Annotated in this window: 1 protein-coding gene; it reads left to right on the forward strand. The window is 63.6% G+C overall.

The genetic code is table 11. The annotated features are described in order from the left end of the window. A partial coding sequence (locus C666_RS19175) for an IS3 family transposase (protein WP_004352034.1) occupies window positions 1–440 on the forward strand: 440 nt, incomplete at its 5' end. Between the last annotated feature and the right edge of the window lie 57 nt (window positions 441–497).

The raw sequence follows: 497 nt of genomic DNA on the forward strand, positions 1-497 counted from the left end.
TGGATGACTTTAGCCGCGAGTGCGTGGACATCGCCGTGGATCACGGCATAGGCGGGGAGTACGTGGTTCGACTGCTGGATCAGGCCGCCCAGTTCAGGGGCTACCCGCGGGCGATCCGCACAGACCAGGGGCCGGAGTTCACCAGCCGGGCGTTCATGGCCTGGGCGGCGGCCCGGGGCGTTCGGCACTTGCTCAACGACGCAGGCTGCCCGACGCAGAACGCCTACATTGAGAGCTTCAACGGCAAGTTCAGGGATGAATGCCTCAATGAGCAGTGGTTCGAGTCGCTGCCACAGGCCAGGCAGGAGATTGCCCGATGGCGACGGGACTACAACGAAGTCCGCCCGCACAGCTCACTGGGGCGCATATCGCCGGCCAGTTTCGCCGCACAGCATCGCCAGCGCGCTGGCGATGCTGTGCAACAACCGGAGATCCAGTAATCTCCAAACCCTTGGACTCGCTAACTCAACATTGGCACGGCTGAAGGGGGCAGGTCA

It is taken from the genome of Thauera linaloolentis 47Lol = DSM 12138 (assembly GCF_000310205.1).
In the GTDB taxonomy this organism is placed as follows: Bacteria; Pseudomonadota; Gammaproteobacteria; order Burkholderiales; family Rhodocyclaceae; genus Thauera; species Thauera linaloolentis.